General features: G+C 69.7%; 17 protein-coding genes. 7 read left to right on the top strand and 10 right to left on the bottom strand.

Going from position 1 to position 17,602, the window contains the following annotated elements; translation table 11 throughout:
• Positions 1 to 242 precede the first annotated feature (242 nt).
• From ACIY1X_RS08415 to ACIY1X_RS08375, 9 genes are read right to left on the bottom strand one after another with little or no spacing between them, the layout of a single operon-like run.
• Positions 243 to 662, bottom strand: a complete 420-nt coding sequence (locus tag ACIY1X_RS08415) for a F0F1 ATP synthase subunit epsilon (protein ID WP_399679767.1) — start codon at positions 660 to 662, stop codon at positions 243 to 245.
• A 15-nt stretch (positions 663 to 677) separates the two neighbouring features.
• Positions 678 to 2,084, bottom strand: coding sequence for a F0F1 ATP synthase subunit beta (gene atpD / locus ACIY1X_RS08410; RefSeq protein WP_038200324.1), 1,407 nt, complete (start codon positions 2,082 to 2,084; stop codon positions 678 to 680).
• Positions 2,085 to 2,109: 25 nt separating this feature from the next.
• Positions 2,110 to 2,985, bottom strand: coding sequence for a F0F1 ATP synthase subunit gamma (gene atpG / locus ACIY1X_RS08405; protein WP_038200325.1), 876 nt, complete (start codon positions 2,983 to 2,985; stop codon positions 2,110 to 2,112).
• A 35-nt stretch (positions 2,986 to 3,020) separates the two neighbouring features.
• A complete protein-coding gene (atpA, locus tag ACIY1X_RS08400; protein WP_399679765.1) occupies positions 3,021 to 4,574 on the bottom strand; it encodes a F0F1 ATP synthase subunit alpha in 1,554 nt (517 codons plus the stop codon).
• Positions 4,575 to 4,615: 41 nt separating this feature from the next.
• Complete coding sequence (locus ACIY1X_RS08395) at positions 4,616 to 5,146, bottom strand: F0F1 ATP synthase subunit delta (protein WP_399679764.1); 531 nt, start codon at positions 5,144 to 5,146, stop codon at positions 4,616 to 4,618.
• Positions 5,147 to 5,158: 12 nt separating this feature from the next.
• Positions 5,159 to 5,629, bottom strand: coding sequence for a F0F1 ATP synthase subunit B (locus ACIY1X_RS08390; protein ID WP_399679763.1), 471 nt, complete (start codon positions 5,627 to 5,629; stop codon positions 5,159 to 5,161).
• 37 nt (positions 5,630 to 5,666) lie between these two features.
• The gene (gene atpE, locus ACIY1X_RS08385) at positions 5,667 to 5,921 is read right to left on the bottom strand and encodes a F0F1 ATP synthase subunit C (protein ID WP_038200332.1); all 255 of its coding nucleotides are present in this window, start codon (positions 5,919 to 5,921) and stop codon (positions 5,667 to 5,669) included.
• A gap of 55 nt (positions 5,922 to 5,976) precedes the next feature.
• Positions 5,977 to 6,855, bottom strand: a complete 879-nt coding sequence (atpB, locus tag ACIY1X_RS08380; RefSeq protein WP_399679761.1) for a F0F1 ATP synthase subunit A — start codon at positions 6,853 to 6,855, stop codon at positions 5,977 to 5,979.
• A gap of 26 nt (positions 6,856 to 6,881) precedes the next feature.
• Complete coding sequence (locus ACIY1X_RS08375) at positions 6,882 to 7,355, bottom strand: ATP synthase subunit I (RefSeq protein ID WP_399679759.1); 474 nt, start codon at positions 7,353 to 7,355, stop codon at positions 6,882 to 6,884.
• Between the two features lie 155 nt (positions 7,356 to 7,510).
• On the opposite strand from ACIY1X_RS08375, the gene ACIY1X_RS08370 reads away from it, so the two are divergent.
• From ACIY1X_RS08370 to lipA, 4 genes are read left to right on the top strand one after another with little or no spacing between them, the layout of a single operon-like run.
• Positions 7,511 to 8,392, top strand: a complete 882-nt coding sequence (locus ACIY1X_RS08370) for a D-amino acid aminotransferase (protein WP_399679757.1) — start codon at positions 7,511 to 7,513, stop codon at positions 8,390 to 8,392.
• An 18-nt stretch (positions 8,393 to 8,410) separates the two neighbouring features.
• Positions 8,411 to 8,695, top strand: coding sequence for a YbeD family protein (locus tag ACIY1X_RS08365; protein ID WP_399679755.1), 285 nt, complete (start codon positions 8,411 to 8,413; stop codon positions 8,693 to 8,695).
• Positions 8,696 to 8,748: 53 nt separating this feature from the next.
• A complete protein-coding gene (lipB, locus tag ACIY1X_RS08360) occupies positions 8,749 to 9,405 on the top strand; it encodes a lipoyl(octanoyl) transferase LipB (RefSeq protein WP_399679769.1) in 657 nt (218 codons plus the stop codon).
• Between the two features lie 8 nt (positions 9,406 to 9,413).
• Positions 9,414 to 10,394, top strand: a complete 981-nt coding sequence (gene lipA / locus ACIY1X_RS08355) for a lipoyl synthase (protein WP_399679754.1) — start codon at positions 9,414 to 9,416, stop codon at positions 10,392 to 10,394.
• A gap of 30 nt (positions 10,395 to 10,424) precedes the next feature.
• Here the strand turns inward: lipA and ACIY1X_RS08350 are convergent, their stop codons facing one another.
• Entirely contained in the window at positions 10,425 to 11,705 is a 1,281-nt protein-coding gene (locus tag ACIY1X_RS08350; RefSeq protein WP_399679752.1) for an MFS transporter, read from the bottom strand.
• A gap of 150 nt (positions 11,706 to 11,855) precedes the next feature.
• Between ACIY1X_RS08350 and glgB the strand changes: the two genes are divergently transcribed.
• From glgB to glgC, 3 genes are all read left to right on the top strand, one after another.
• Positions 11,856 to 14,021, top strand: coding sequence for a 1,4-alpha-glucan branching protein GlgB (gene glgB, locus ACIY1X_RS08345; protein ID WP_399679750.1), 2,166 nt, complete (start codon positions 11,856 to 11,858; stop codon positions 14,019 to 14,021).
• Positions 14,022 to 14,088: 67 nt separating this feature from the next.
• Complete coding sequence (gene glgX, locus ACIY1X_RS08340) at positions 14,089 to 16,170, top strand: glycogen debranching protein GlgX (protein ID WP_399679748.1); 2,082 nt, start codon at positions 14,089 to 14,091, stop codon at positions 16,168 to 16,170.
• A gap of 45 nt (positions 16,171 to 16,215) precedes the next feature.
• Positions 16,216 to 17,544 carry a glucose-1-phosphate adenylyltransferase gene (glgC, locus tag ACIY1X_RS08335; RefSeq protein ID WP_399679747.1) on the top strand — a complete coding sequence of 443 codons (1,329 nt, stop codon included), beginning with the start codon at positions 16,216 to 16,218 and terminating at the stop codon, positions 17,542 to 17,544.
• Positions 17,545 to 17,602 lie beyond the last annotated feature (58 nt).

Genomic DNA, 17,602 nt, shown 5'->3' with positions numbered 1-17,602 from the left:
ACAGGCCGTTCCAGGGGGCCAAGCGTGTGTCTCCGTGCATGTCTCTTCTTGCTCCACGTCGGACGCCTTGCCGGTGCCGGAAGCGCGAAGTGGGCGAATGCTAGGGAGCACGCTTCGGCCAGACAAGACTTAACTTCGACCCATTTTGAGCCAAAGTAACGCCGAGATGCCAAAGAAAAAGCCGCCCGGAGGCGGCTTTGACTGGAAAGCGCGAGCGGCGAGTGGCCGCCTGCGGGCGCTTTTTACTTCTTCTGACGGTACTTGCGCAGCGCCGCGATCTGCGCGGCCATCACCGCAAGTTCGGACTGCGCCATGGCGATGTCGATGTCGCTCTTGGCGTTCTTCAGCGCCTCTTCGGCCGCACGCTTGGCGGCGTTGGCCTTCTCGTCGTCCAGGTCCTTGCCGCGGATGGCGGTGTCGGACAGCACCGTGACGCAGTTCGGCTGCACCTCCAAGATGCCGCCGGCGACGAAGACGAATTCCTCGCCGCCGTCGGCCGTCTCGATGCGCACGGCGCCGGGACGGATGCGGGTGATCAGCGGGGTGTGGCGCGGATAGACGCCGAGCTCGCCGGCTTCACCGGGCAGCGCGACGAACTTCGCCTCGCCCGAGAAGATGGACTCCTCGGCGCTGACGACGTCGACGTGAATGGTGTTTGCCATGCTCGCTGCCTCTTATCAGGCGACCTTCTTGGCCTTCTCGAACGCCTCGTCGATGGTGCCGACCATGTAGAAGGCCTGCTCCGGCAGGTGGTCGCACTCGCCGTTGGTGATCATCTTGAAGCCGCGGATGGTCTCGGCCAGCGGCACGTACTTGCCGGGCGAGCCGGTGAACACCTCGGCCACGTGGAAGGGCTGCGACAGGAAGCGCTGGATCTTCCGGGCGCGGGCCACGGCCAGCTTGTCTTCCGGCGCCAGTTCATCCATGCCCAGGATGGCGATGATGTCGCGCAGTTCCTTGTAGCGCTGCAGCGTGCCCTGCACGGCGCGGGCCACGTTGTAGTGCTCCTCGCCGACCACGTTCGGGTCCAGCTGGCGGCTGGTCGAATCGAGCGGGTCCACGGCCGGGTAGATGCCCAGCGAGGCGATGTCACGGCTCAGCACCACGGTGGAGTCCAGGTGGGCGAAGGTCGTGGCGGGCGAGGGGTCGGTCAGGTCATCGGCAGGCACGTACACGGCCTGGATGGAGGTGATCGAACCGACCTTGGTGGAGGTGATGCGCTCCTGCAGGCGGCCCATTTCCTCGGCCAGCGTCGGCTGGTAGCCCACGGCGGAGGGCATGCGGCCCAGCAGTGCGGACACCTCGGTGCCGGCCAGCGTGTAGCGGTAGATGTTGTCCACGAAGAACAGCACGTCGCGGCCTTCGTCGCGGAAGGACTCGGCGATGGTCAGGCCCGTCAGCGCCACGCGCAGGCGGTTGCCCGGGGGCTCGTTCATCTGGCCGTAGACCATGGCCACCTTCGAGTCGGCCAGGTTGTCCTGCACCACCACGCCGGAATCCGACATCTCGTGATAGAAGTCGTTGCCCTCGCGGGTGCGCTCACCCACGCCGGCGAACACCGACAGGCCCGAGTGCGCCTTGGCGATGTTGTTGATGAGCTCCATCATGTTCACGGTCTTGCCGACGCCGGCGCCGCCGAACAGGCCCACCTTGCCGCCCTTGGCGAAGGGACAGACCAGGTCGATCACCTTGATGCCGGTTTCCAGCAGCTCGGTGGAGGGCGACAGCTCGTCGTAGGCGGGGGCCTTGCGGTGGATCGAGGCCGTCAGCTCCTGGCTGACCGGGCCGCGCTCGTCGATGGGGTTGCCCAGCACGTCCATGATGCGGCCCAGCGTGGCCTTGCCGACCGGCACGGTGATGGGAGCGCCGGTGTTGACCACGGTGATGCCGCGGCGCAGGCCGTCCGAGCTGCCCAGCGCGATGGTGCGCACCACGCCGTCGCCGAGCTGCTGCTGCACTTCGAGCGTCAGGCCACCCTCTTGGAACTTCAGCGCGTCATACACCTTGGGCATCTGGTCGCGCGGGAATTCGACGTCCACCACGGCGCCGATACATTGAACGATCTTGCCTTCTGCTTGAGCCATTGTCTGCTCCAGTAAATTTGTCTTGTCAGTTGCCGGTGGCCGCGGCCGCACCGGCCACGATCTCGGACAGCTCGGTGGTGATGCCGGCCTGGCGGGTCTTGTTGTAGACCAGCTTCAGCTCGTTGATCACGTTGCCGGCGTTGTCGGTGGCGGCCTTCATGGCCACCATGCGGGCCGCCTGCTCGGAGGCCATGTTCTCGGCCACGGCCTGGTAGACCAGCGATTCCACGTAGCGCACCAGCAGCTCGTCGATGACGGTCTGCGCGTCGGGCTCGTAGAGGTAGTCCCAGCTGTGCTGGCCCTTCTCGTCCTGCAGCGACTCGGCCTTCAGCGGCAGCAGCTGCTCGACCACCGACTCCTGGCGCATCGTGTTCACGAAGCGCGTGTAGCCCAGGTAGACCGCATTGATCTTGCCCTCGGCATAGGCGTCGAACAGCACCTTCACCGGGCCGATCAGCTTGTCCAGGTGCGGCGTGTCGCCCAGCTGCGTGACGTGCGAGACCACGCGCGCGCCGATGCGGTTGAGAAAGCCGAAGCCCTTGTTGCCGATCGCCACCGTGTCGGCCGTCATGCCCGCCTGCTGCAGCTCGCGCAGCTTGGCCGTCACGGCGCGCAGCAGGTTGGTGTTCATGCCGCCGCACAGGCCCTTGTCCGTCGTCACCACGATGAGGCCCGCGGACTTGGCGTCGTTGGTCTTCATGAAGGCGTGGGTGTACTCGGGATTGGCCTGCGCGAGGTTGGCCGCGATCGCGCGGATCTTCTCGCTGTAGGGACGGGCCGCACGCATGCGGTCCTGCGCCTTGCGCATCTTCGACGCGGCCACCATTTCCATGGCCTTGGTGATCTTCTTGGTGTTCTCCACCGATTTGATCTTGCCGCGGATTTCCTTGCCGGCTGCCATCGATGCTCCTTAAGCCTCGTTGCGTCCGAGCGCCATCAGGCGAAGGACTTCTTGAACGCCGTGATGGCGGCGGTCAGGTCGGCTTCGGCGTCCTTGTCCAGCGCCTTGGCCTGCTCGATCTTGTCGAGCAGCGCGCCGTGGCTGGTCTTGAGGAACTGGTGCAGGCCGTGCTCGAAGGGCAGCACCTTCTTGACGTCCAGGTCGTCCATGAAGCCCTTGTTCACCGCGAACAGCGAGGCGGCCATCAGCGAGATGGGCAGCGGGCTGTACTGCGGCTGCTTGAGCAGTTCGGTCACGCGGGCGCCGCGGTCCAGCTGCTTGCGGGTCGCTTCATCCAGGTCGGAGGCGAACTGCGCGAAGGCAGCCAATTCGCGGTACTGCGCCAGGTCGGTACGGATACCGCCGGACAGGCCCTTGATGACCTTGGTCTGCGCCGCCGAGCCCACACGCGACACCGAGATACCGGCGTTGATGGCGGGGCGGATGCCGGCGTTGAACAGGTTGGTTTCCAGGAAGATCTGGCCGTCGGTGATCGAGATCACGTTGGTCGGCACGAAGGCGGACACGTCGCCGGCCTGCGTCTCGATGATCGGCAGCGCCGTCAGCGAACCGGTCCGGCCCTTGACCTCGCCCTTGGTGAAGGCTTCGACGTAGTCGGCATTCACGCGGGCGGCGCGCTCCAGCAGGCGGCTGTGCAGGTAGAACACGTCGCCGGGGTAGGCTTCGCGGCCCGGCGGGCGGCGCAGCAGCAGCGAAACCTGACGGTAGGCGACGGCCTGCTTGGACAGGTCGTCATAGATGATCAGGGCGTCCTGGCCGCGGTCGCGGAAGTACTCGCCCATCGTGCAGCCGGCGTAGGCCGACACGTACTGCATCGCGGCCGACTCGGACGCGGAAGCGGCGACCACGATGGTGTATTCCATCGCGCCGGCCTGCTCCAGTGCGCGCACCACGTTCTTGATCGACGAAGCCTTCTGGCCGATCGCGACGTAGACGCAGGTCATGTTCTGACCCTTCTGGTTGATGATCGTGTCGATCGCCACGGCGGTCTTGCCGGTCTGGCGGTCGCCGATGATCAGTTCGCGCTGGCCGCGGCCGATCGGCACCATCGAGTCGATGGACTTCAGGCCCGACTGCATCGGCTGGTCCACCGACTGGCGGGCGATCACGCCGGGAGCGACCTTCTCGATCACGTCCGTCAGCTTGGCGTTGACCGGGCCCTTGCCGTCGATCGGCTGGCCCAGGGCGTTGACCACGCGGCCGATCAGCTCGGGGCCGACGGGCACTTCCAGGATGCGGCCCGTGCACTTGACGGTGTCGCCCTCGGAGATGTGCTCGTACTCGCCCAGGATCACCGCGCCCACCGAGTCACGCTCGAGGTTCAGCGCCAGGCCGTAGGTCGGCTGGCCGCCGGGGGTGGGCGGGAACTCCAGCATTTCGCCCTGCATCGCCTCGGACAGGCCGTGGATGCGCACGATGCCGTCGGTCACCGAGACGACGGTGCCCTCGTTGCGGATGTCGGCGCTGACGCCCAGCCCCTCGATCCGGCTCTTGATCAGTTCGGAAATCTCTGCGGGATTGAGTTGCATGACTCTTTCCTTCTTTCAATCGGTGTGACGGCCCGGCCGCCTTACGCGGTGAGCGCCGCCTTCATTTGTTCGAGCCGGGCCTTGACGGAGGTGTCCAGCACTTCGTCGCCCACCACGGCGCGCACGCCGCCGATGAGCGAGGGATCGACCTCGACGTGGGTGGTCAGCCTGCGGCCGAAGCGCTTCTCCAGCACGGCCTGCACCTCGGCCACCGCGGCGGCATCCATCGGGAAGGCGCTGTAGATGGCGGCATCGGCCACGCCGCTGGCGGCGTTCTTCAGGGCGCGGAACTGCGTCGCCACCTCGGGCAGCGCGGCCAGGCGGCCGTTCTCCAGCACCATGCGCAGGAAGTTCTGCCCGGCCTGCGGCAGGCCTTGCGGCACGAGGCCCGCGATCAGCCCGTAGACCTGCTCGGCGCCCAGCCTGGGATTGGCCGCGGCCTCCTGCAGCTGCGCGCTGCCGGCCACCTGGGCCAGCGGCTCGAGCCAGGCGAGCGTCGCGTCGGCGTTGCCGGCACTGGCCTTGAACAGCGCCTCGGCATACGGACGGGCAATGGTGGCGAGTTCGGCCATCGCGTCGTCCTCTTACAGCTCGGTCTTCAGGCGGGCCAGCAGGTCGGCATGCACGTTGGCATCGACCTCCTTGCGCAGGATCTGCTCGGCGCCCTTGACGGCCAGCGCAGCCACCTGCTCGCGCAGCGCCTCGCGGGCGCGCACGGCCTGCTGCTCGGCTTCCTCGCGGGCGGCGGCCACGATCTTGTTGGCCTCGTCCGTCGCGCGGGCCTTGGCCTCCTCGACGATCTGCTGCGCGCGGCGCTCGGCATCGGCCAGGCGATTGCTGGTCTCGGTGCGCGAAGCCTGCAGCTCCTGCTCGACGCGCTGGTTGGCGGACGCGAGTTCGGCCTTGGCCTTCTCGGCAGACGCCAGACCCGCGGCGATCTTTTGGGCTCGTTCATCCAGCGCCTTCGCGATCGGCGGCCACACGAACTTCATCGTGAACCACACGAGCAGCAGGAAGACGACGGCCTGAACGAACAGGGTCGCGTTGATACTCACGGCAACACCTTTCTAAGGACGGTGTGGCAGGAGAGGATCAGGCGCCGGCGACGACGAAGGGGTTGGCGAAGGCGAACAGCAGGGCGATGGCCACGCCGATCAGGAAGGCGGCGTCGATCAGACCGGCCAGAATGAACATCTTGGTCTGCAGGTCGTTCATGAGTTCGGGCTGACGGGCCGAGGACTCGAGGAACTTGCCGCCCATCAGCGCGATGCCGATCGACGCGCCGATCGCGCCGAGACCGACGATCAGACCACAAGCCAGAGCGACGAGACCGAGAACGTTTGCCATGATGACTCCTTAGTTGAAAGGCAAGAGTGAGGAAAGAGGAAGGGAAAGCGGGAGGTCAGTGCGCGCTGTGCGACTGGCCGAGATAGATGAGCGCCAGCATCATGAAGATGAAGGCCTGCAGCGTGATCACCAGGATGTGGAACACGGCCCAGATGAAGCCGGCGACCACATGGCCCACCGGCAGCAGCACGCCCGTGAGCGACATCGCCATGGCGCCGCCCATCAGGGCGATCAGCATGAACACCAGTTCGCCCGCGTACATGTTGCCGAACAGCCGCATGCCGTGCGAGACGGTGTTGGCGATGTACTCGATGCACTGCATCAGCAGGTTGACCGGCCACAGCACGGGATGCGAGCCGAAGGGCGCGGTCACCAGTTCGTGGCCCCAGCCGCCGGCGCCCTTGACCTTCAGGCTGTACCAGAAGCGCAGGAACAGCACCGCGACGGCCAGGCCCAGCGTGGTCGACAGGTCGGCCGTGGGCACGACGCGCATGTAAGCATGGTGCGGGTCGCCGCCCGTCGCCGCGTGCAGCTGGGTCCACAGGGCCGGCAGCAGGTCCACCGGCAGCAGGTCCATCGCGTTGAGCAGGAACACCCACACGAACACCGTCAGCGCCAGCGGGGCGATGAACTTGCGGCTCTGCGCGTTGTGGATGTTGGCCTTGGCCTGGTTGTCGACCATCTCGACCAGGATCTCGACCGCGGCCTGGAAGCGGCCCGGCACGCCCGAGGTGGCCTTGCGCGCGGCCAGCCACATCACGAAGCAGCCCAGCGCGCCGAGCGCCAGCGCATAGAGGATGGAGTCCAGGTTCAGGACATTGAAGTCGACGATGGCCTTCTGCACCACCGGGTGGCCACTCCAGTCCACCTGCCAGTGCTGCAAGTGGTGGACGATGTATTCGCTGGCGGTCGGGGCGTGTCCTTCGGCGGCCATCTTTCTCGATCTCTTCTCTTAAACGGTCAAATCCGGTTCAACAAACGGGGCCGCACGGCAAGCGCCACCCAGTACATCTTCAGCGCAACCACCATGCCTGCCAGCAGGGCCAGCCAGTGGACGCCTTCGATCAGCCAGCGCGCCGCGACCAGCAGGGCCACGGTCAGCGCGATCTTGATCAACTCCCAGATCACGAATCCCATCATGGCAGCGGACTGTGACGCGACGTCCTTCGCTCGTCGCATCGCCCGGGCGAACAACGCCGCCGGCAGGGCCACCGCCATCGCTCCGTAGAACGCCGACACCGCCGCCACCGGCCGGTGCGTCCAGAACCACGCCACCACCGCCACGAGCAAGCCCGCCGCCACCTGGGCGCCAATCACCCACCAGGGTGACAATTCGGGATGTTGCTCGCGCAAGCGCTGCGCCTCCTCGGCGGTCAGCGGCTTGAAGTCGGAGGCTTCGGCGTCGACTTCGGAAGACGGGGCGTTGGTTGTCATTCGAATGGCCGCCCCAATCTCGCGGAAATTCTACAAAGCCTCTCATTATAAGTAAAAACCCGTCCATCCCCGGCAGGACGCGGCCGAAAGATGTGGCGTCATGGCCTCGCCGCCGGGCGGCGGCCCACTTGTCGGGGCTTCCGGATAATCCCGCGATGCACCCCGCCTTCCCGGACGCCCTGCCCTCCACGCCCTGCCACCTGAACGGCGAGTACCTTCCGCTGCGGGACGCGAGGATCAGCGTGCTGGACCGCGGCTTCATCTTCGGCGACGGCGTCTACGAAGTGGTGCCCGTCTACGACGGCCATCTGTTCTGCTTCGAGGAACACATGGCGCGGCTGGCCCGATCGCTGGACGAACTGCGCATCCCGAACCCGCACGAGCTGGCCGGATGGCGCGCCATCGCGCAGCGGCTGGTGCGCGAGGCGCCGCCCGCAGCCACCCAGGGCCTGTATTTCCAGGTGACGCGCGGCGTCGCGATGCGCGACCATGCGATGCCCACCGGCCTGGCGCCCACGGTCTTCGCGATGCTCAACCCGCTCAGGCCGGTGCCGGCCGAGGTGCGCGCGCGCGGCGTGGCCTGCGTCAGCGCCGAGGACTTCCGCTGGCAGAAGGCGCACATCAAGGCCACCAGCCTGCTGGGCGCGGTGCTGGCGCGGCAGATCAGCGTGGAGGCCGGCGCGGCCGAGACCGTCATGTTCCGCGGCGACCTGCTCAGCGAGGCCTCGTCGAGCAACGTGTGGGTGGTGAAGGACGGCCGCGTGAGCGGCCCGCAGGCGGACCACCGCGTGCTGCGCGGCATCCGCTACGGGCTGCTGGAGCGGCTGTGCGCGCGGCACGGCATCCCGTTCGCGCTGCGCGACATCACGCGCGAGGAAGTGCGGCAGGCGGACGAGCTGCTGCTGTCCTCCGCCTCCAAGGAGGTGCTGCCGGTGACGCGGCTGGACGGGCAGCCGGTTGGAAAGGGCGTGCCCGGCCCCATCTACGACTGCTTGTACGCCGCCTACCAGGAAGCCAAGCAGGCCGCGGCGGCATGAACCTCTGAAAGGCAAGCCATGACCACGAAGACCGACGACCCGCGCAAGGACTCGCTGATCGAGTACCCCTCGCCCTTCCCCATCAAGGTGATGGGCGCCAACGTCGACGGCTTCGTGCACGCGGTGACGCAGGTGGCCAGGCAGTTCGATCCCGGCTTCGACGCCAGCACCATCGAGCTGCGCGACAGCAAGGCCGGCAACTACCTGGGCGTCACCATCACGGTGACGGCCACCAGCCGCGAGCAGCTCGACGACCTGTACCGCGCCCTGTCCTCGCACCCGATGGTGAAGGTCGTGCTGTGAACGCCGGCGCGGCGCCCGAGATCGCCGCGCCGGCGTGGGCGCCGGAGCTGCACATGCTCGGCCGCGCCGACTACCAGGCCACCTTCGCCGCCATGCGGCAGTTCACGCAGGAGCGCCCCGCCGACGCACCCGACCGGCTGTGGGTCTGCGAGCACCCCCCCGTCTTCACCCAGGGCCTGGCCGGCCGGCAGGACCACATCCTGCTGCCCGGCGACATCCCCGTGGTGCAGACCGACCGCGGCGGGCAGGTCACCTACCACGGCCCCGGCCAGGTGGTGGCCTACCCGCTGATCGATCTGCGCCGTGCCGGCTATTACGTCAAGGAATACGTGTACCGGCTGGAAGAGGCGGTGCTGCGCACCCTGGCGCACTTCGGCGTGACGGGGCACCGCGTGGCGGGCGCGCCGGGCATCTACGTGAGGCTGGACGATCCGTTCAGCCACGCCGCGCTGGCCGGCCCGCAGCCGGGCGGCGACCCCTTCCGCGGCCTGGGCAAGATCGCTGCGCTGGGCATCAAGGTCAGCCGGCACTGCACGTACCACGGGGTGTCGCTCAACGTGGCGATGGACCTGGAACCCTTCACGCGCATCAACCCTTGCGGCTATGCCGGGCTGAAGACGGTGGACCTTTCTACAATCGGCGTCTCCGTTGCCTGGGACGAAGCTGCCCAGGTGTTGAGCCGGAAGCTCGTCGCCTTCCTGGCCCCCTGAAGGATCCCATGAGCACCCCCGAAGTCGTCCGCGAGGCCCAGTCCGCCGAAAACTACAACGCATCGGCCAAGCAGAAAGCCGCCGCCAAGCTGTCGCGCATCCCGGTCAAGGTGGTGCAGGCCGAGGTGCTGAAGAAGCCCGAGTGGATCCGCGTCAAGGCCGGCAGCCCGACCACGCGCTTCTACGAGATCAAGCAGATCCTTCGCGAGTCGAACCTGCACACGGTGTGCGAGGAAGCCTCCTGCCCCAACATCGGCGAATGCTTCGGCAAGGGCACGGCGACCTTCATGATCATGGGCGACAAGTGCACGCGCCGCTGCCCCTTCTGCGACGTGGGCCACGGCCGGCCCGACCCGCTGGACAAGGACGAGCCGCTCAACCTGGCGAAGACCATCGCCAAGCTGCGCCTGAAGTACGTGGTGATCACCAGCGTGGACCGCGACGACCTGCGCGACGGCGGCAGCGGCCACTTCGTCGAGTGCATCCAGCGCACGCGCGAGCTGTCGCCCGCCACGCAGATCGAGATCCTGGTGCCCGACTTCCGCGGCCGCGACGACCGCGCGCTGGAGATCCTGAAGGCCGCGCCGCCGGACGTGATGAACCACAACCTGGAGACCATCCCCCGCCTGTACAAGGAGGCGCGGCCGGGCTCCGACTACCAGTTCAGCCTGAACCTGCTGAAGAAGTTCAAGGCACTGCACCCCAACGTGCCGACCAAGAGCGGCATCATGGTCGGCCTGGGCGAGAACGATGACGAGATCCTGCAGGTGATGCGCGACATGCGCGCGCACGACATCGACATGCTGACCATCGGCCAGTACCTGGCGCCCAGCAACAGCCACCTGCCGGTGCGCCGCTACGTGCACCCCGACACCTTTCGGATGTTCGAGGAGAAGGCCTACGAGATGGGCTTCTCGCACGCCGCGGTGGGCGCGATGGTGCGCTCCAGCTACCACGCCGACCAGCAGGCCGGCCACGTGCTCGGCTGAGCCGGCGCCTCCTGCGGCCGCCGGCCCTCGTCACGCCCCGGCCACCGCCCTGGCCTGCGAACTGCCGGCACCGTAGGCAGGCAACCGCATCGACACCACCGCCGCGGCGACGAGGAGCAGCGCCGCGGAGCCGAAGGCCGGCCAGTGGGTGCCGAGGTGCTCGTAGGCCCAGCCGCCGGCCCAGGAACTGATCATGCCGCCGACCTGGTGCGCGACATAGGCCAGGCCGTAGAGCAGGCCGACCAGCCGCACGCCGTAGACGTCGGCCAGGATGGCCGAGGAGGCCGCAATGCTGCCGGCCCACACGAGACCGCCGATGACGGAGGTCGTATAGAGCGCCCACGGCGAGGTGACCGCCACAAGGCACAGGAAGCCGATGCCGCGCACGAGGTAGATGGCGGCCAGCACGTTGCGCCGCGGCACCGTGTCGGAGATGCGGCCCAGCACCAGCGAGCCGACGATCGCCACCGCGCCGATGAGCCCGATGCCCGCGGCGCTGGTCGGGCCATCGAAGCCGTGGTCCATGAGCATGGGCATGCCATGCGTGCCGAGCAGGTTCATGCTGTAGCCGCAGGCGAACAGGCCGAAGCAGATCTGCCAGAAGACCGGCGTGAGCATCGCCTCGGCCGCGCTGCCGGCGCCGGCCAGCGGCTGGAGACCGGCCTTCGAGGCCGCGGCGCCCCCCTCTCCCGGCAGGCGATCGGCCCCGGGCGGCGGCTCGTCGCGGATCACGAGAAGGATGGTGGGCACCGCGACCACCAGGAACACGACGGCGAAGCCCAGCATCGTCGCGCGCCAGCCCACATGGGCGATCGCATGCGCGAACACCGGCGTCAGCACGGCGATGCCCGCCATCGACCCGGTCGACAGGAAGAACAGCGCCGTGCCGCGGCGGCGCACGAACCACCGGCTGAGGACCGGCGTCAACGCCACCTGGCTCGTGAAGGCCAGCCCCAGCGAGGCGCAGACCCCGAACGCGAGGAAGAAGCTGACGGGCTCGCGGGTCACCACGGTCCACGCCAGGGAGGCGACGGTGACCGCCGTGCCCAGCAACAGGACGAAGCGCGTGCCGCGCACCGCCGCCAGGTGGCCGGCCAGCGGCAGGCCCAGGCCGTAGAGCAGCATGCCGACGGCGATCATGGCCGACAGCAGGCTGCGGCTGAAGCCCAGGTCCTGCGCCATCGGAAGAAAGAACGGGCCGATGCCCATGCGCATGCCGACCGTGAGCAAGGTGAGCACCGTCGCCGCCGCGACGATGTTCCAGCCGAAGTACCAGCGGGGGGCTCCGGCGGGTGGGGACGTGGGCGCCATGGCGGGGCATGGTACCTAACAGGAGGCCGGCGCGTGGTTCGCGGGCCCGAAGCGCCCACGGCAGGAATCGCCACCCGCTGACGCCTCGCCGGAGCACCCGGCGGGCTGGCGTACGATGTGCCGGACCTGCCGCAGCCCCCTCCCCCAGCGATGCACCTGCCAGAGGCCGAAGTCCATGCCCTGATGCGCGCCGAGCACGGCGATCCGTTCGCGGTGCTGGGCCCGCACGAGACGCCCGAGGGGCTGGTCGTGCGCGTGCTGATGCCGGGCGCGCGCCAGGTGGGCGTGGTGCACGCCGCCTCGGGCGACCCGCTGGCGGTGCTGCAGCGCCAGGGCGACTCCGACCTGTTCGCGGCCCTGGTGCCGGCCGCGCCGGCGCGCATGGGCTACCGCCTGCACGTGCAGTGGGACGACCACGCCGCGCTGCTGGACGACCCCTACCGCTACCCGCCGGTGCTGGGCGAGCTGGACGCCTGGCTGCTGGCCGAGGGCACCCACCTGCGCCCCTGGGAGCGGCTGGGCGCGCACCTGTGCGAGCTGGGCGGCGCCCGGGGCGTGGCTTTCGCCGTCTGGGCGCCCAACGCGCGCCGGGTCTCGGTGGTCGGCCCCTTCAACCAGTGGGACGGCCGCCGCCACATGATGCGGCTGCGCCGCGAGTGCGGGGTGTGGGAGATGTTCGTGCCCCACATGGCGGCCGGCGACGCCTACCAGTTCGAGATCCTCGGCGCCGACGGCCACCTGCTGCACAAGGCCGACCCCTACGCCTTCGGTTCGCGCCTGCGGCCGGACACGGCCAGCGTGGTGCGGCCGCTGCCGCCGCCTGCCGTGCTGCCGCCGGCGCGCGCCGCGGCCAACCGGCGCGATGCGCCGATCAGCATCTACGAGGTGCACCTGGGCTCGTGGCGGCGCAAGAACGGCCACGAGTGGCTGACCTACCGCGACCTGGCCGAGACGCTGGTGCCCTACGCGCGCGACATGGGCTTCACCCACCTGGAGCTGATGCCGGTGAGCGAGCATCCCTTCGACGGCTCCTGGGGCTACCAGCCGGTGGGGCTGTACACGCCGACGGCCCGCTTCGGCGCGCCGGAGGACTTCCGCCACTTCGTGCAGGCGGCGCACGAGGCCGGCCTGGGCGTGATCCTCGACTGGGTGCCGGCGCACTTCCCGACCGATCCGCACGGGCTGGCCCGCTTCGACGGCACGCCGCTGTACGAGTACGCCGACCCGCGCGAGGGCTTCCACAACGACTGGAACACGCTGATCTTCAACTGGCGCCGCACCGAGGTGCGCAACTACCTGGTGGGCAACGCGCTGTTCTGGCTGGAGCGCTACGGCGTGGACGGCCTGCGCGTGGACGCGGTGGCCTCCATGCTGTACCGCGACTACAGCCGCCCGCCCGGCGAGTGGGTGGCCAACGAGCACGGCGGGCGCGAGAACCTGGAGGCGATCGACTTCCTGCGCCGCACCAACCGCGTGGTGGGCACCGAGCGGCCCGGCGCCACCACCATCGCCGAGGAGTCGACCAGCTTCCCGGCCGTCACCCGCCCGCCCGAGGACGGCGGCCTGGGCTTCCACTTCAAGTGGAACATGGGCTGGATGAACGACACGCTGGCCTATGCGCGCACCGACCCGCTGTACCGCCGGCACGAGCACCGCAAGATCACCTTCGGCCTGATGTACGCGCACAGCGAGAACTTCGTGCTGCCGCTCTCGCACGACGAGGTGGTGCACGGCAAGGGCTCGCTGATCGGCAAGATGCCGGGCGACGACTGGCAGAAGTTCGCCGGGCTGCGCAACCTGTACGGCTACCTGTGGGCCTACCCGGGCAAGAAGCTGCTCTTCATGGGCGGTGAGTTCGCCCAGCGCGCCGAGTGGAACCACGACCACGGCCTGGACTGGCACCTGCTGGAGTACCCGGCGCACCAGGGCGTGCAGCGGCTGGTGCGCGATCTGAACAACGTGCTGCGCCACTTCCCGGCGCTGCACGAGCTGGACTGCGAGCCGCAGGGCTTCGAGTGGATCGTGCACGACGACGAGCAGCAGTCCGTGTTCGCCTTCGTGCGCCGCGCGAAGGACGGCGCCTGCGTGGTCGCGGTGTGCAACTTCACGCCGGAGGTGCGGCGCGGCTACCGCCTCGGCGTGCCGGCGCCGGGCGCCTGGCGCGAGGTCATCAACACCGACGGCGAGGTCTACGGCGGCAGCGGCGTGGGCAACGGCATCGTCCACACCGAATCGCTGCCCTGGCACGGGCGGCCGCAGTCCATCGACATCACGGTGCCGCCGCTGGCGAGCGTGTACTTCGCGCCGGCGGAATGAGGCGCAGCGGCACGGTTTCTGCTGCCCGGCCTGCGTGCGCGCGCCACCCATCCCCTCGTCGCCCTCCATGCTGACCCCCGGCCGTCCCTACCCGCTCGGCGCGACGGTGCTGCCCGAAGGCATCAACTTCGCGCTGGCGGCGCCGGCAGCGCAGCGCGTGGAGCTGTGCCTGTTCGACGGCGCCACCGGCACGCGCGAGCAGCAGCGCCTGGCGCTGCCCGCCTGCACCGACGGCGTCTGGCACGGCCTGCTGCCGGGCGCCGGAGCGGGGCTGGTCTACGGCTGGCGCGTGCACGGCTCCTGGGCGCCGCGCCAGGGGCTGCGCTTCAACCCGGCCAAGCTGCTGCTGGACCCGTACGCGCGCGAGGTCGTCGGCCGCTACGGCGGCGAGGACATCTTCCTGGGCCACGCACCGGGCCAGCCCGAGCTGCGCGACACGCGCGACAACGGCGCCATCGCCCTCAAGGCGCGCGTCACCGCGCCGCTGCCCGGGCCGCCGCCGCGCCGGCCGCGCATCGCGCCGGGCGAGCGGGTGATCTGCGAGTTGCACGTGCGCGGCCACACCATGCTCCACCCCGCCGTGCCCGAGGCGCTGCGCGGCAGCTACGCCGGCCTGGCCGAGCCGGCGGTGCTGGACCACTTGCAGCGCCTGGGCATCACCACGCTGAGCCTGATGCCGGTGCAGCACCGCGCCGACGAGGAACGGCTGTTGCAGCTGGGCCTGTCCAACTACTGGGGCTACAGCCCGATCGGCTGGTTCGCCCCCGAGGCGCGCTACTGGAGCGGCCGGCCGGGCACCTCGCCGTCGTCGGAGTTCCGCCAGCTCGCCGACGCGGTGCACGCGCGCGGCATGGAGCTGGTGATCGACGTGGTCTACAACCACAGCGCCGAGACGGACGAGCTCGGCCCCACGCTCTCGCTGCGGGGCATCGACAACGCGCTGTACTACCGGCTGCGCGCGGACGATCCCTTCCTCTACGAGAACTGGACGGGCTGCGGCAACTGCCTCGACTTCTCCGAGCCGCGCGTGGTGCAGCTCGCCACCGACAGCCTGCGCCACTGGATGACCGAGCTGGGCGTGGACGGCTTCCGCTTCGACCTGGCGCCGGTGCTGGGGCGCGGCGCGGATGGCGCCTTCGACCGCCGCGCGCCCTTCTTCGCCGCCTGCGCGCAGGATCCGCTGCTCTCGCAGGCGCTGCTGATCGCCGAGCCCTGGGACGTCGGCCCCGGCGGCTACCAGCTCGGCGCCTTCCCGCCCGGCTGGCTGGAGTGGAACGACCGCTGGCGCGACGCGCAGCGCGGCTTCTGGCTGCGCCAGGGCCTGGACGGCGCGGCAGGCCGCGGCGAGTTCGCGCACCGGCTGCTGGGCTCCAGCGGGGAGTTCCGCCACGCGGGCCGCGCGCCCACCGCCAGCGTCAACTTCATCGCCGCGCACGACGGCTTCACCCTGCGCGACCTGGTGAGCTACGACCGGCGCCACAACGAGGCCAACGGCGAGGACGGGCGCGACGGCCACGACCGCAACCTCAGCCACAACCAGGGCGTGGAAGGCGACACCGGCGACCCGGCCGTGCTGGCGCGCCGCCGCGCGAAAGCGCGCGCCCTGCTGGCCACGCTGCTGCTGTCGCAGGGCACGCCCATGCTGCTGGCCGGCGACGAACTGGGCCACGGCCAGGGCGGCAACAACAACGCCTACTGCCAGGACAACGAGACCAGTTGGCTGGACTGGGCCCGCGCCGACACGGCGCTGGCCGCCTACGTGGCGCGGCTCGCCGCCCTGCGCCGCCGGGCCGAGCCCCTGCGCCACACGCAGTGGTGGCCGCCCCGCCCCGGCGCCGGCCAGGGCGGCGTGCACTGGCTGCAGCCCGACGGCACGCCCCTGCAGCCGGCCGACTGGGAGGACGGCCGGCAGCAGGCGCTGGCCGTGCTGTTCGAGCCCGCCGACGCGGCGGCGCCGCGCTGGCTGCTGTGGGTCAACGCGGCCGGGCAGGCGCAGACCTTCGCCACGCCCGCCGGCGCGTGGGACCTGCACCTGGCCAGCGACCCCGGCGACGACCCGCCCGCGCCGCGCCGGCTGCAGGCGCGCGAGAACGTATCGGCCGCCTGCCTGTGGCTGTGCTGCCGGACGCCCCGGCCCGTGCCAGACTGACGGGCCTGCCGCAGCAGGCCGCACCACACGACTGAGGAGACCCGGATGAACCAATCTCTCGAAACCCACCAACTGGTGCGCCGCAGCGTCGCGCTGGTGCTGGCCGGCGGCCGCGGTTCGCGCCTGAAGCAGTTGACCGACCGCCGCGCCAAGCCGGCCGTCTACTTCGGCGGCAAGTTCCGCATCATCGACTTCGCGCTGTCCAACTGCATCAACTCGGGCATCCGGCGCATCGCGGTGGTCACGCAGTACAAGTCGCACTCGCTGATGCGCCACCTGCAAAGCGGCTGGAACTTCCTGCGCGCCGAGCTGGGCGAGATGGTCGAGGTGCTGCCCGCGCAGCAGCGCCTGAGCGAGGAGCACTGGTACCGCGGCACGGCCGACGCGGTGTTCCAGAACGCCGACATCATCCGCTCGCGCGCCCTGCGCAACGACTACGTGGTGGTGCTGGCCGGCGACCACGTCTACAAGATGGACTACTCGCTGATGCTGCGCGACCACGTCGCCAACGGCGGCGGCTGCACGGTCGGCTGCATCGAGGTGCCGCGGCTGGAGGCGCGCGCCTTCGGCGTGATGGCGGTGGACGAAGACCGCCGCATCCGCGCCTTCGTCGAGAAGCCCGCCGACCCGCCGCCCATGCCCGGCCGGCCCGACGCGGCGCTGGCCAGCATGGGCATCTACGTCTTCGACGCCGACTACCTGTACCGGCTGCTGGAGGAAGACCACGCCAACCCCGCCTCCAGCCACGACTTCGGCAAGGACATCATCCCGCGCGCGGTGGCCGAGGGGCGGGCGCTGGCGCACCCCTTCGGCCTGTCCTGCGTCACCCGCACGCCCGGCGCCACGTCCTACTGGCGCGACGTGGGCACGATTGATGCGTTCTGGTCGGCCAACCTCGACCTGGCCTCGGTGACCCCGGAGCTGGACATCTACGACCCCGAATGGCCGATATGGACCTACCAGCGCCAGTTGCCCCCGGCGAAGTTCGTGCACGACCGGCGCGGCGAGCCCGGCCAGGCGGTGAACATCATCGTCTCGGGCGGGTGCATCGTCTCGGGCTCGGTGGTGCGCGACTCGGTGCTGTTCTCGGGCGTGCGGGTGCATTCCTTCTGCCGCATCGAGCAGGCGGTGATCCTGCCCGACGTGACGATCGGCCGCGGCGCGCGCCTGTCGAAGGTGGTGATCGACCGCGCCTGCGAGATCCCGGCCGGCATGGTGGTGGGCGAGGACCCGGTGGCCGATGCCGCCCGCTTCGAGCGCACCGAGGGCGGCGTGGTGCTGATCACGCGCGAGATGCTGCGCCGCCTGGCGGCGGCCGGCGGCGCGTCGCCCGACGAGGGCGACGCCTCCGTGCTGCAGGACCTGGGCCGCTGATGCGGGTGCTCCAGGTCAGCGCCGAGATCTTCCCGCTGCTCAAGACCGGCGGCCTGGC

The sequence above is a fragment of the Xenophilus sp. genome (assembly GCF_044462705.1).
Lineage (GTDB): Bacteria > Pseudomonadota > Gammaproteobacteria > Burkholderiales > Burkholderiaceae_C > Xenophilus > Xenophilus azovorans.
This window is presented reverse-complemented; position numbering and strand designations above follow the sequence as displayed.

Coding starts and splice junctions, on each gene's coding strand:
- ACIY1X_RS08370 (WP_399679757.1), top strand. CDS start 7,511: ATGCACCCCGCCTTCCCGGACGCCCTGCCCTCCACGCCCTGCCACCTG.
- glgX (WP_399679748.1), top strand. CDS start 14,089: ATGCTGACCCCCGGCCGTCCCTACCCGCTCGGCGCGACGGTGCTGCCC.
- ACIY1X_RS08375 (WP_399679759.1), bottom strand. CDS start 7,355: ATGACAACCAACGCCCCGTCTTCCGAAGTCGACGCCGAAGCCTCCGAC.
- glgB (WP_399679750.1), top strand. CDS start 11,856: ATGCACCTGCCAGAGGCCGAAGTCCATGCCCTGATGCGCGCCGAGCAC.
- atpD (WP_038200324.1), bottom strand. CDS start 2,084: ATGGCTCAAGCAGAAGGCAAGATCGTTCAATGTATCGGCGCCGTGGTG.
- atpG (WP_038200325.1), bottom strand. CDS start 2,985: ATGGCAGCCGGCAAGGAAATCCGCGGCAAGATCAAATCGGTGGAGAAC.
- atpB (WP_399679761.1), bottom strand. CDS start 6,855: ATGGCCGCCGAAGGACACGCCCCGACCGCCAGCGAATACATCGTCCAC.
- glgC (WP_399679747.1), top strand. CDS start 16,216: ATGAACCAATCTCTCGAAACCCACCAACTGGTGCGCCGCAGCGTCGCG.
- ACIY1X_RS08395 (WP_399679764.1), bottom strand. CDS start 5,146: ATGGCCGAACTCGCCACCATTGCCCGTCCGTATGCCGAGGCGCTGTTC.
- atpA (WP_399679765.1), bottom strand. CDS start 4,574: ATGCAACTCAATCCCGCAGAGATTTCCGAACTGATCAAGAGCCGGATC.
- ACIY1X_RS08415 (WP_399679767.1), bottom strand. CDS start 662: ATGGCAAACACCATTCACGTCGACGTCGTCAGCGCCGAGGAGTCCATC.
- lipA (WP_399679754.1), top strand. CDS start 9,414: ATGAGCACCCCCGAAGTCGTCCGCGAGGCCCAGTCCGCCGAAAACTAC.
- atpE (WP_038200332.1), bottom strand. CDS start 5,921: ATGGCAAACGTTCTCGGTCTCGTCGCTCTGGCTTGTGGTCTGATCGTC.
- ACIY1X_RS08365 (WP_399679755.1), top strand. CDS start 8,411: ATGACCACGAAGACCGACGACCCGCGCAAGGACTCGCTGATCGAGTAC.
- ACIY1X_RS08350 (WP_399679752.1), bottom strand. CDS start 11,705: ATGGCGCCCACGTCCCCACCCGCCGGAGCCCCCCGCTGGTACTTCGGC.
- lipB (WP_399679769.1), top strand. CDS start 8,749: ATGCTCGGCCGCGCCGACTACCAGGCCACCTTCGCCGCCATGCGGCAG.